This window comes from Streptomyces sp. NPDC101181 (assembly GCF_044767975.1).
In the GTDB taxonomy this organism is placed as follows: Bacteria; Actinomycetota; Actinomycetes; order Streptomycetales; family Streptomycetaceae; genus Streptomyces.
In genome coordinates this window covers 88,053-99,540 of record NZ_JBIWOX010000024.1, presented here as the reverse complement: position 1 = coordinate 99,540, position 11,488 = coordinate 88,053, and the positions used below count along the sequence as shown (strand labels likewise).

9 protein-coding genes and 1 riboswitch are annotated in these 11,488 nt (G+C 72.8%); all 9 genes read left to right on the top strand.

The window, feature by feature from the left end; translation table 11 throughout:
* The first annotated feature begins 344 nt into the window (after positions 1-344).
* The 9 genes from ACIRRU_RS27700 (at position 345) to eno (ending at position 11,406) form a co-directional block, all read left to right on the top strand.
* Complete coding sequence (locus tag ACIRRU_RS27700; RefSeq protein WP_403685001.1) at positions 345-1,118, top strand: HNH endonuclease family protein; 774 nt, start codon at positions 345-347, stop codon at positions 1,116-1,118.
* A gap of 365 nt (positions 1,119-1,483) precedes the next feature.
* The gene (locus tag ACIRRU_RS27695; RefSeq protein WP_403684999.1) at positions 1,484-2,053 is read left to right on the top strand and encodes a hypothetical protein; all 570 of its coding nucleotides are present in this window, start codon (positions 1,484-1,486) and stop codon (positions 2,051-2,053) included.
* Positions 2,054-2,109: 56 nt separating this feature from the next.
* On the top strand, positions 2,110-3,762 hold the full coding sequence (locus ACIRRU_RS27690; RefSeq protein ID WP_403685008.1) for a protein kinase: 1,653 nt from the start codon (positions 2,110-2,112) through the stop codon (positions 3,760-3,762).
* Between the two features lie 189 nt (positions 3,763-3,951).
* Positions 3,952-4,608 (top strand): SurA N-terminal domain-containing protein, encoded by a 657-nt coding sequence (locus tag ACIRRU_RS27685; protein ID WP_363201259.1) that lies wholly within the window; start codon positions 3,952-3,954, stop codon positions 4,606-4,608.
* Positions 4,609-4,668: 60 nt separating this feature from the next.
* Positions 4,669-5,865 carry a nucleoside triphosphate pyrophosphohydrolase gene (locus ACIRRU_RS27680; RefSeq protein ID WP_403684996.1) on the top strand — a complete coding sequence of 399 codons (1,197 nt, stop codon included), beginning with the start codon at positions 4,669-4,671 and terminating at the stop codon, positions 5,863-5,865.
* 86 nt (positions 5,866-5,951) lie between these two features.
* Positions 5,952-7,340, top strand: a complete 1,389-nt coding sequence (locus tag ACIRRU_RS27675) for a cytochrome P450 (RefSeq protein ID WP_403684994.1) — start codon at positions 5,952-5,954, stop codon at positions 7,338-7,340.
* Between the two features lie 213 nt (positions 7,341-7,553).
* Positions 7,554-8,582: a transglycosylase family protein gene (locus ACIRRU_RS27670; protein WP_403684992.1), complete on the top strand. Its 1,029-nt coding sequence runs from the start codon at positions 7,554-7,556 to the stop codon at positions 8,580-8,582.
* A 290-nt stretch (positions 8,583-8,872) separates the two neighbouring features.
* Positions 8,873-9,054, top strand: a riboswitch (cyclic di-AMP (ydaO/yuaA leader).
* A 5-nt stretch (positions 9,055-9,059) separates the two neighbouring features.
* Positions 9,060-9,779, top strand: coding sequence for a transglycosylase family protein (locus ACIRRU_RS27665; RefSeq protein ID WP_403684990.1), 720 nt, complete (start codon positions 9,060-9,062; stop codon positions 9,777-9,779).
* Positions 9,780-10,125: 346 nt separating this feature from the next.
* A complete protein-coding gene (gene eno / locus ACIRRU_RS27660; RefSeq protein WP_403684988.1) occupies positions 10,126-11,406 on the top strand; it encodes a phosphopyruvate hydratase in 1,281 nt (426 codons plus the stop codon).
* Positions 11,407-11,488: the final 82 nt, after the last annotated feature.

The window sequence follows — 11,488 nt, the reverse complement described above, 5'->3', positions numbered from 1 at the left end:
GGCTGTGGGGGGGGGGGGGGGGGGGTGGCGGCGCGCGCCGGGGGGGGCCCCCCCCCCCCGGGGGGGGGGGGGGCCGCCCCCCCCCCCGGGGGCGGGGGGGGGGGCCCCCCCCCACGACGGCCGCAGACGTCACCGCACCCGCCGCCGACGCCGGGCGGCTTAGGCCCCCTTCACGGGGCTTCGTTCGGCGCTCGGGAAACGCCCATGGGCCCATCGTCGTGCGGCCGTTCCGCATGGGAGGCCCGCCGAGGGGGAAGACGCGCGTTGGGCGCCTCTAGGATTTCTCCCGTCCGGTTTCTCCCCGTCAGGTCCGTCAGGTCCGCAGGCCGTCAGGATGGCTCCACGTGATAGCTCCCCGCAGGTACCGAGCAGCGGCCGTGCCCGCCCTGAGCGCCCTCGTGGTGCTCGCCCTGGCCGGGTGCGACCCCGACGACCTCACCTCCGAGCAGGGGGCGGGGAGCGCGGGCGCGCAGTCCGCCGGCGGGTTCGGGGCCAGCCCGCTGGACAACCCGGACGGTACGAAGCCGGGCCTGGCGCCGCTCACGAGCGACACCGACCGGGCCGCCGCCCGCAAGGTCATCGAGAAGGTGGCGACCAAGGGGCGCGGCCCCAAGACCGGCTACGAACGGGACAAGTTCGGCTCCGCCTGGAAGGACGGGATCGACGGCATCCCGCTCGCCCGGAACGGCTGCGACACCCGTAACGACCTGCTGGCCCGGGACGGCAAGGACATCGAGCACCGCTCGGGCTCCGACTGCGTCGTCGTCGCGATGAAGCTCAAGGACCCCTACACCGGCGAGAGCATCGACTGGCGCAAGCAGCAGGCGACCGCGGTGCAGATCGACCACGTGATGCCGCTGTCCTACAACTGGCAGATGGGCGCCGCCCGCTGGGACGACCTCAAGCGGGAGCAGATCGCCAACGACCCGCTCAACCTCATCCCGGTCGACGGCCCGGCCAACAACGCCAAGCGGGACTCCGGCCCGGCCTCCTGGGTGCCGCCGTACAAGCCAGTCCGCTGCTCGTACGCGGTGCGGTTCGCCCAGGTCTCGCTGAAGTACGAACTCCCCGTCACCGAACCGGACAAGCAGGCCATGCTCGCCCAGTGCGGCGGCTGAGAGCCGGAGACCGGAGAAGCGACGAGCCGGGGACCGGAGAACCGGCAAACCGGATAGCGGAAAGCCGGAAGCCGGAAGCTGGAAGCCGGAAGCCGGACAACGGAACAGCCGGGGAATCTGTCCGAGGGGGCCGCCACGAACGCCGTGGCGGCCCCCTCGCACGTACCCGCTCCCTCCTGCGCGGACGGCTCCTCCCCGCGCACCGGGCGGCGGCGGGCCCCAGCGGTGCGTGGTGGCGGCGTTGCGTACGCACAACGGTTGGGTACATCCGGGGACGGTCCGTCGGCGGCGGTGTATACGCTCACTCCACACGTCCGGGCACACGGCCCGAGCCACCCCTCCGACACGCCTTCCAGGAGCAGCTCATGCACGGCTACGGCCCTCCGCCGCAGCAGCCGCCGACATCCAGGCCGTCCTCCGGGACGCTCATCGCGGTGCGCGTGATCCTCGTCGTGGCGACCGTGCTGAGCTGCGGCATGCTCGGCTGGGCGGCGATGCTGCGGCTCGCGATCGTCACCCGCAGGACGCGCGACTGGGTGCTGCTGTTCGTCGTGATGGGCCTCAACGCCGGTCTGTTCGCCTTCATCATGGCCACCCCGGACGACTCCGACGCCATGACGGACGCCCAGGCGATGATCCTGTTCCTCTGGCTCGTGGGCGTGCTGGCCGGGGTGATCACCTACTACCTGTACGCGGAGATCCGGCACTACAACACCCCGGCGCCCTACGGGACCCCGGCCCACCTGGCGCACCCCGTACCGGCCGCGTACCAGCAGCCCAACCCGTACACCCTCCAGGCACCGCCGCCCACCCCTGCACCCCAGCGCCTGCACCAGGTCCGGGCCGAGCTGGACGAGCTGAGCGACTACCTCCGCAAGGGCAACGGGGAACAGCACGGGCGGTCCGGCGGGAACCGCGAGGGCGAGCCCCGGTGAGCGGGCGGATCATCGCCGACCGGTACGAACTCGCGGCCGTCCTGGGGCAGGGCGGCATGGGCCAGGTGTGGACGGCGTACGACCGGCGCCTGGACCGCCGCGTCGCGGTGAAGCTGCTGCGCCCGGACCGGGTCGCCGGGCCCGCCGGCAGTGACGCCGCCGACGAACTGCGCCGCCGCTTCGTCCGCGAGTGCCGGGTCACCGCCCAGGTCGACCACCCCGGCCTGGTCACCGTGCACGACGCGGGCAGCGACGGCGACGACCTCTACCTCGTCATGCAGTACGTCGAGGGCGCCGACCTCGCCGACCACCTCGCCGGACAGGACCCCTACCCCTGGCCCCGGGCCGTCGCGGTCGCCGCCCAGCTCTGCGCCGTGCTGTGGGCGGTGCACGCCGTGCCGATCGTCCACCGCGACCTCAAGCCCCGCAACGTGATGGTCCGGCCCGACGGCACCGTCACCGTGCTCGACCTGGGCGTCGCCTCCGTCCTCGACACGGACACCACCCGCCTCACGCACACCGGTTCACCGATCGGCTCCCCGGCCTACATGGCCCCCGAGCAGGCGATGGGCGGCGCGGTCGGTCCATACACCGACCTGTACGCCCTCGGAGTGGTGCTGCACGAACTGCTCAGCGGTGACGTGCCGTTCGCCGGATCCACCGCGCTCGGCGTGCTCCACCGCCACCTGTACGAGCCGCCCGCCCCGGTCCGCCGTACCCGCCCCGAGATCCCCGTACCGCTCGAAGCGCTCGTGCTGCGGCTGCTCGCCAAGGACCCGGGAGACCGGCCCTCCTCCGCGCGGGAGGTGTACGAGGAGCTGGCCCCGCTGCTGCCCCGGCACGGCACGCCCACCGGGCCGCTCGACCCGACCCGCCCCTTCCTGCGGCCGCTGGCCCCGTGGCCGGACCGGGCCGCCGCGGCCGCCGTCGTCGCCGTGCCGTCCGGGCCCGCGCCCACGTCGTTCACCCTCGCGCCGCCCGCCGTCACCGTCCCGCCGCCCGGGGCCGTCGCCCCCGCCACGGTCCCGGCGCGGCCCGCTTCCGCACCGCGCGTGCCGGGCACTCCCGTACCGCGGACCACTCCCGTACCGCAGGCCGCTCCCGTGGCGCGGGCGACCCCCTTGCCGCGTCCCGCCCGGCCGGACGTGGCACGGGCCGTGGACGAGGTGAAGCGGCTGCTCGGCGAGGGGCGCATCACCCAGGCCGTCGACATCCTCGGCGCCACCCTCCCGGCCGCCGCCGCCGAGCACGGCGAACACTCGCCGGTCGTCCGCATCCTGCGCAAGCAGTACGCCGCGACGCTCATGGACGACGGGCAGTACCGCCGCGCCCTGCCCGAGCTGCGCCGCCTCGCCGAGGACCGCGCCGCCGAGGCGGGCCCGGCCGACGCGCAGGCCCTCCAGTTCCGCTACGACGCGGCGCAATGCCTGGAACAGCTGGGGGAGGCCGTGGCCGCGCTCGGGGAGTACCGCGCGGTCCTCCCGTACTACGAGAACGCCTACGGGGCCGTCACCTCCGACCCCGGCCGGGCGCTGGACATCCGCTACCGCATCGGGCAGCTGCTGCTCGCGATCGGCGACCACACCGCGGGCCGCTCCCAGCTCCAGGGGCTGCTGTACGACGCCGAGCGCAGCTACGGGCCGCACCACCCGCTGCCGATGGACCTGCGCCGCCTCCTCAGCCACCAGCGGGACGTCCGCGGCGGCTGACGGGAGCGCCCCCGGGCCGGGTCCCCGTCCAGGGTCCCCGGGCCGGGTGGCCGGGACGGATTCCCGGCCACATCCCCAACTCCTCCGGAATCGTTGGTCGAATCAGTGGCACAGGCCACATCCACTGCCTAACATCGATCACCGCAAGGCTTTGTGCACCGATGCACAAACTCGCCCCGGGAGGCTCCTTTGCACCGCCGCCGTCGCACCGCGCTCTCCGTCCTCGCCGCAACGCTCCTCGCCGCGCCGATCCTCTCCGCCTGCGGCAACCAGGCCCACCCCGGCGCGGCGGCCGTCGTCGGCGGCGAGCGCATCGAGGTGTCGGCGGTCCAGGCCCAGGCGGCGGACGTCCGCAGCGCCCAGGAAGGCTCCCCGCAGGCCGACGAGCTGGTCAACAAGTCGGGGCAGCTCAACCGCGCCAAGCTGCACGGGCTGATCTTCGGCCGCATCCTGGACCGGGCCGCCGAGGACGCGGGCGTCACGGCCACCCGCAAGGAGGTCCAGCAGATGCGGATCGCCAACCGCGCGCAGCTCGGCGGCGAGGAGCAGCTGCGGGCGATGCTGCTCCAGCAGCGCTGGGTGGCCCCGGACCAGATCGACGCGGACATGCGCCAGGAGGTCCTGCTCCCGAAGCTGGCCAGGGCGCTCGGTGCCGACCTGGGCACGCCCGCCGGGCAGCAGGTCGTCGGCGAGGCGCTGACCAAGGCGTCCAAGGCGCTCGACATCGACGTCAACCCGCGCTTCGGCACCTGGGACGACCAGAAGATGCAACTCGGCGACTACAGCGCGCCCTGGATCAGCCAGGTCACCAAGTTCACCCCGCAGGACACCCCGGCGGGCGCCTGAGCGGAGCCGGCCGTCCCGGAGCCGTCACGCCGGTTCCGGGACGCGAGGTAGGTTCGCCGGGTGAACGCCGAACCCCCCGCCGCCGCGCCCGACAGCCCCTCCGGCGACCCCGGCAGCCCTGCCGCCGCTCCCCACAGCTCCTCCGGCGACCCCGGCAGCCCCTCCGCCGCGCCGAACGGTTTCCCCGCCGGGTCCGGCAGCCCTGCCGCGGCCGGTCCCGGCAGCGCCCCCGGCGCCCCGGACTCCTCCGGTGACAGCCCCGGCCGGATCGTCCTCCTCACCGCCAGCCACCGGGTCGCGCCCGGTCTGCTGTCCTGGCCCGCCTGGCAGACCCTGCGCGCGGCCGACCGGGTCCTGTGCGCCGACCCGGACCAGCCCCAGCTGCCCTACCTCCGCGAGGCGGGCGTCCGGGTCGAGCACGCGGCGCCCAGCGCCGACGATCTGGTCGCCGCCTGCGCGGGCGGCCGCACGGTGGTGGTCCTGACCGGCGGCGAGGGAAACCAGACCCTTACCGACGGCCTGGCCCGCCTGGGCGGCTCGGGCCGGGTGGCCATGCCGGACCTGGAACTGCTCCCCGGCTCCTACGACCTGCCCGGCGCCCGCCTCCTCGACCTGGTCCAGGTCATGGACCGGATCCGCCGCGCGTGCCCCTGGACCTCGCGCAAGACGCACGAGGGCCTGGCCAAGTACGCCATCGAGGAGGCGTACGAGCTGGTCGAGGCGATCGAGGACGGCGACCGGGACGAACTGCGCGAGGAGCTGGGCGACGTCCTCCTCCAGGTTGTCTTCCACGCGCGCATCGCGGAGGAGGACGCCGAGGAGCCGTTCGACGTGGACGACGTCGCGGGCGGCCTCGTCGAGAAGCTGATCCACCGCCACCCGCACGTCTTCGGCGACGAGACCGCCGAGACTCCCGAGGACGTCCACGCGCACTGGCTGCGCACCAAGGCCATCGAGAAGCGGCGCACCTCCGTCACCGAGGGCGTCCCCCTCGGCCAGCCCGGCCTGGCGCTCGCCGCGAAGCTGGCGAGCCGCGTCCGTACGGCCGGACTCGACGTCCCCCTCCCGACCGCCGGAACCGCCGCCGGAACCGCCACCGGGACCAGCGGCGGAACTGCGGGCGACCCCATCGGCTACGAACTCCTCGCCCTCGCCGTACGCGCCGAGGCCGACGGAGCCGACCCGGAAGCCGCCCTCCGCGCGGCGGCCCGCGCCTACCGGGACGCGATCGTGGCGGTGGAGGGCGGGGCGGGTTAGTACGGTGCCGGCGGGGACCGACGGAGGGCGGGCGAGGACGCTCCCGGCCTGTGCGGGCCGCCGGCCTCGACCGATACCGTCGAGGAGTGAACGACCACCCCGCCGACAGCCGCTCCGGCCACCCCGCTCCGGACACCTCCGCGCCCCCCGCCTGCCCCCGCAGCGCCCCGGGAGCCGTCCCGGACGAGGCCGCCCCCGCGACCCCCGGGAGCGCCCCGGCCCCCGAACTCTTCACCTGGGAGTTCGCCACCGACCCCTACCCCGCCTACGCCTGGCTCCGCGAGCACAGCCCCGTGCACCGCACCGCGCTGCCCAGCGGGGTCGAGGCGTGGCTCGTGACGCGGTACGGGGACGCCCGGCAGGCCCTCGCCGACGTGCGGCTCTCCAAGAACCCGGCCCACCACGCGGAGTCGCCGCACGCCAAGGGGAAGACCGGGATTCCGGGGGAGCGCAAGGCGGACCTGATGACGCATCTGCTCAACATCGACCCGCCGGACCACACCCGGCTGCGCCGGCTCGTCTCCAAGGCGTTCACCCCGCGCCGGGTCGCGGAGTTCGCGCCCCGGGTGCAGGAACTGACGGACCGGCTCATCGACGGGTTCGTGGAGAAGGGGGAGGCCGACCTGATCCACGACTTCGCCTTCCCGCTCCCCATCTACGCCATCTGCGACCTGCTCGGCGTCCCGCCCGAGGACCAGGACGACTTCCGGGACTGGGCGGGCATGATGATCCGGCACGGCGGCGGGCCGCGGGGCGGGGTCGCCCGGTCGGTGAAGAAGATGCGCGGCTATCTCGCCGAACTCATCCACCGCAAGAGGGAGAACCCCGGCGACGACCTGATCTCCGGCCTGATCCGGGCCAGTGACCACGGCGAGCACCTCACCGAGAACGAGGCCGCGGCGATGGCGTTCATCCTGCTCTTCGCCGGTTTCGAGACGACGGTCAACCTCATCGGCAACGGTACGTACGCCCTGCTGCGCCACCCCGCGCAGCGGGCCCGGCTGGAGGCCTCCCTGGCGGCGGGGGAGAGCGGGCTGCTGGCCACCGGGGTGGAGGAACTGCTCCGCTTCGACGGGCCGGTCGAGCTGGCGACCTGGCGGTACGCCACCGAGGCGCTGACCCTGGGCGGGCAGGAGATCGCCGCGGGCGACCCCGTGCTGGTGGTGCTGGCGGCGGCCGACCGGGACCCGGAGCGGTTCGCCGCTCCGGACACCCTGGACCTCGCGCGGAGTGACAACCAGCATCTCGGCTACGGGCACGGCATCCACTACTGCCTGGGGGCTCCGCTGGCGCGGTTGGAGGGGCAGGCCGCGCTGGCCACCCTGCTGAGACGGCTGCCGGGGCTGCGACTCGCGGCGGAACCCGCCGATCTGCGCTGGCGCGGCGGACTCATCATGCGCGGACTGCGCACCCTGCCGGTCGAGTTCGCACCGGGTCACCGCCTCGCCGAAGGTGACACTCTGTCAACTCTGTGACTTTCACGTGATCTGCGCTGCATCGACTTGTGACACACGTTCGAGTCCCGCTAGGTTCACGGTTCAACGCGTCGGCCGCTCGCTGCCCACGCGTCACTTGTGCACCTGCGCGCACGCGGGTTCGTACGGTTCCGCGGCGCGCTCGGGCCCGTACGTCTCTCCGCCGCACGGTGCCCAGGTCACTCGCTCGTCAGTCGCACGGAAGGCAAACCCATGGGCTCCGCGAACGGCAGACACCGCCGGCCTCGCCAGGCACCGGCCATCGTCGTCGCCGCAGGCGTGACGGGATCGGCCATCGCCATCCCGCTGCTCGGCGCGAGCGGCGCACACGCCGCCGAGGCCGCCACCTGGGACCGGGTCGCGGAGTGCGAGAGCGGCGGCACGTGGAGCGCCGACCTCGGCAACGGCTACTACGGCGGGCTCCAGCTCTCCGAGGAGACCTGGTCGGCGTACGGCGGTACCGCGTACGCCCCCCGGGCCGACCTCGCCAGCCGCTCGCAGCAGATCGCCGTCGCCGAGAAGGTCCTCGCCGACCAGGGGCCGAAGGCGTGGCCCAGCTGCGCGGTGATCTCCGGCCTCGCCGTGGACGGCGGCCTTCCGGGCGTCGACCCGGGCACCGCCCCCTCGCCGGAGCCGACGGCCTCCCCGACGGACCGGGCGGATGAAGCTGACAAGTCGGCCAGGTCCGGCGATCGCGGCGAAAGCAGCAGTAGCGACGAGAGTGACAAGTCCGGCAAGACCGGCACGTCCGGTAGTGCGGGCGGTGACAGCGACAGCGACAGCGGTACGGGTGCGGAGCGCGGCGCGTCCGACCCCTCCGCCTCGCCTTCCGCCGAGGCCCCCGACGCCTCGAAGCCCTCCGACGCCCCGGACGGCAAGGCCGGGAGCGGCGGCAAGCACCGGGGCGCCCCGGCGTCCGAGGAGGCCGACGGCGCGGGCCAGGACGGTCCGCGGGAGTCCGGCCGGCACGCCTCGCGGGGCGAGGGTGACGGACGGGACGGCGGAGCCGCCGAGTCCGGTGACTACGTCGTGCGGCCCGGGGACAACCTCTGGGCGATCGCCGACGCGCAGGAACTCCCCCAGGGCTGGACCGGTCTGTACGAGTCCAACAAGGACGTCCTGGGCTCCGACCCGGACCTGATCCTGCCCGGTCAGAGCCTGGACCTGGGGCTGGAGCAGGGGGCTGACGAGGGCGCCGCCGAGGACGCTTCCCCAAGCGCCGAGGTGCCCGCCGCCAACTGAGTTCAATTCGGGAAAACACCCTGAAATCCCGGGTAGTTCAGAGACCTATGTCCACTTTTGTTCGAGTGAGACATGGGTCTCTTTGCTTCAACTGGTGACCCTCGCCCGGCCCGTTCGCGCGTATCGCCTCCGACCTGCGAAAACGGCCGGTAACCCGCCGGGAGTTCGAGTCGAATGACCCCTATGTCCATTTTTGAATGTCGGGGTTGCCTGTGTTTACGGTCTAAGCCGCTCGCACCGCGGGCCCCGTCGACCGTCACGCCGAATCCTGCCGTCGGTCGAAGGGAACAGACGCGTAAGCGCCGTAGGCAGGAGCGGGGGACCCAGGTAGGCCGCCGGGTCCGTACAGCCTCTCGAAGGACGGGGACGTACGGAAACGGCTTGGGGTGAAGCCGAGCGCAAGGTCGCGCGGCCGGGCAACTCATCAGCCCGAACCCGACAGCTCACCTCGTAGGCGTCGGTGAGGAGATTCGTTCCATGCTGCTGAACAGCAAGGGCAAGCACCGCCGCCCGTCCAAGGCCGTCCGTCTCGCCACCCTCGCGGGTGTCACGGGTGCCGCCGTCGCCGTCCCGCTGATGGGCGCGACCAACGCCTCCGCCGCCTCCGTCTCCACGTGGGACGCCGTCGCCCAGTGCGAGTCCGGCGGAAACTGGTCCATCAACACCGGCAACGGCTACTACGGCGGGCTCCAGTTCTCGCAGTCCAGCTGGGCCGCCGCCGGTGGCACGCAGTACGCCGCGCGGGCCGACCTGGCCTCCAAGGACCAGCAGATCGCCACCGCCGAGAAGCTTCTCGACATGCAGGGTCCGGGCGCCTGGGCCTGCGCCGGTGCGGGCGGTCTCACCAACGACGGTGTGGACCCGGGCGTGAGCCCCGGCGGCTCCGGCCAGTCGCAGAGCAAGCCCGAGCGCCAGGCCGAGCAGCCCACCACGCGCTCCCAGCAGCGCACCGCGCCGCAGGTCGAGAAGAAGGCCGAGAGCCCCAAGGCCGAGAGCAAGAAGACCGTCACCACCCCGACCGGCCAGAAGGTCAAGAAGGGTGACGGCGAGTACAAGGTGAAGAAGGGCGACACCCTGAGCAAGATCGCTCAGAAGGAAGGCGTCAAGGGCGGCTGGAGCAAGCTCTTCAAGCTGAACGACGACATCGTCCAGGAAGCCGACCTGATCTTCCCGGGCCAGCAGCTCCACCTGAAGTAATCCGCCGTCTCTCCTCCCCGGAGGGAGGGCGTCCGGCGGCTCCCTCCCTCGCACGGCTCTCCCCGGCCCGGCGCGCTCACACCCCCCGGTGCGCGCCGGGCCGAGGTCGTCCGCGGCCGGGGCGCACCGGGGGAGCCGGGGCCGGTTGCGTTCACCTCTTGTCGGCAAGACGTGTTACCGGGCAGTAGATTTTTGGAGTTTTGTCCCGTCATGTGCACCCTCGGGTCCTTTTTCGTCCCAGGAGACGGGCGCCCGGCCGACCGAGGCGGCCGGGCCGGTTAGGCTCGTGTCGCAAGGCCACAGTGACCCCGCACCACCAGCGTCAGATCCCAGAAGGAGATGCCTCGTGCCGTCCATCGACGTCGTCGTAGCCAGGGAAATCCTCGACTCCCGGGGTAACCCCACGGTCGAGGTCGAGGTCGGCCTCGACGACGGCAGCACCGGCCGTGCTGCCGTTCCGTCCGGCGCCTCCACCGGAGCGTTCGAAGCCATCGAGCTCCGCGACGGTGACCCCAACCGCTACCAGGGCAAGGGTGTCGAGAAGGCCGTCCTCGCCGTCATCGAGCAGATCGGCCCGGAGCTGGTCGGCTACGACGCCACCGAGCAGCGCCTCATCGACCAGGCGATGTTCGACCTGGACGCCACCGAGAACAAGGCCTCGCTCGGCGCGAACGCCATCCTCGGTGTCTCGCTGGCCGTCGCGCACGCCGCCTCCGAGGCGTCCGACCTGCCGCTCTTCCGCTACCTCGGCGGCCCGAACGCGCACCTGCTGCCCGTTCCGATGATGAACATCCTGAACGGCGGGTCGCACGCCGACTCCAACGTGGACATCCAGGAGTTCATGATCGCGCCCGTGGGCGCGGAGTCCTTCTCCGAGGCCCTGCGCTGGGGCGCGGAGGTCTACCACACGCTGAAGAAGGTCCTCAAGACCAAGGGCCTGTCCACCGGCCTCGGCGACGAGGGCGGCTTCGCCCCGAACCTGGAGTCCAACCGCGCCGCCCTGGACCTCATCGTCGAGGCCATCAAGGAGGCCGGTTACGTCCCCGGCCGCGACATCGCGCTCGCGCTCGACGTCGCCGCGTCGGAGTTCTACAAGGACGGCGTCTACGAGTTCGAGGGCAAGTCCCGCTCGGCCGCCGAGATGACCGAGTACTACGAGGAGCTCGTCTCCGCCTACCCGCTGGTCTCCATCGAGGACCCGCTGTACGAGGACGACTGGGCGGGCTGGAAGGTCATCACCGACCGCATCGGCGCCAAGGTCCAGATCGTCGGCGACGACCTCTTCGTCACCAACCCCGAGCGCCTGGCCCGCGGCATCGAGGAGGGCTCTGCCAACGCCCTGCTCGTCAAGGTCAACCAGATCGGTTCGCTGACCGAGACCCTGGACGCCGTCGAGCTGGCCCAGCGCAACGGCTTCAAGTGCATGATGTCGCACCGCTCCGGCGAGACCGAGGACGTCACCATCGCCGACCTCGCCGTCGCCGTGAACTGCGGTCAGATCAAGACCGGCGCCCCGGCCCGCTCGGACCGTGTCGCCAAGTACAACCAGCTGCTGCGCATCGAGGAGATCCTCGACGACGCCGCGGTGTACGCGGGCCGCTCCGCCTTCCCCCGCTTCAAGGGCTGAACCACCGGCGCAAGCCGGTAGCCTCCGCCCGTCCCCGCACCCGGTCCCGTACCGTGTGCGGGGACGGACGTGCGTCGGAGGG

What these genes read in the sequence shown, in the direction of transcription:
- ACIRRU_RS27695 (WP_403684999.1), top strand. Translation starts at nt 1,484, where the DNA reads ATGCACGGCTACGGCCCTCCGCCGCAGCAGCCGCCGACATCCAGGCCG.
- ACIRRU_RS27690 (WP_403685008.1), top strand. Translation starts at nt 2,110, where the DNA reads ATGGGCCAGGTGTGGACGGCGTACGACCGGCGCCTGGACCGCCGCGTC.
- ACIRRU_RS27670 (WP_403684992.1), top strand. Translation starts at nt 7,554, where the DNA reads ATGGGCTCCGCGAACGGCAGACACCGCCGGCCTCGCCAGGCACCGGCC.
- ACIRRU_RS27665 (WP_403684990.1), top strand. Translation starts at nt 9,060, where the DNA reads ATGCTGCTGAACAGCAAGGGCAAGCACCGCCGCCCGTCCAAGGCCGTC.